This window comes from Mycobacterium sp. UM_Kg1 (genome assembly GCF_000972925.1).
GTDB classification, from domain to species: Bacteria; Actinomycetota; Actinomycetes; order Mycobacteriales; family Mycobacteriaceae; genus Mycobacterium; species Mycobacterium hiberniae.
The window spans coordinates 1-342 of sequence record NZ_JRMK01000366.1 but is presented as its reverse complement, the minus strand read 5'-3'; the positions used below and the strand labels follow the sequence as shown (position 1 = coordinate 342).

Annotated in this window: 1 protein-coding gene; it reads left to right on the top strand. The window is 66.1% G+C overall.

Annotated elements, in window-relative coordinates; genetic code table 11:
• Positions 1–80: 80 nt before the first annotated feature.
• A partial coding sequence (locus LI92_RS24475; RefSeq protein ID WP_046322687.1) for a transposase occupies positions 81–342 on the top strand: 262 nt, incomplete at its 3' end.

Below are 342 nucleotides of genomic sequence, written 5' to 3'. Positions count from 1 at the left end.
TGGCATGTTCCCCATGGATGAGACCGGCTGGTTTTAGAGTCCTGTAGCCCGAGGTTGGGCTGGAAGGGACGATGGAGAACATGGCTGGTCGTAAGCGGCATTCCGCGGAGGACATCGTGCGCAAGTTGCGCCGGGCGGATGAGCTGGCTGCCGAGGGCAGGACCGGTGAGGAGATCGCCGCCGAGCTGGGGGTGTCGGCGGCCACGCTGTACAACTGGCGCCGCACCTACGGCGGAATGGACACCGACGCCGCCAAGGAACTCAAACAGCTGCGCGAGCAGAACGCTCGGTTGAAGCGGCTGCTGGCCGAGGCCGAGCTGGAGAAGGACGCCCTGCGGGAGG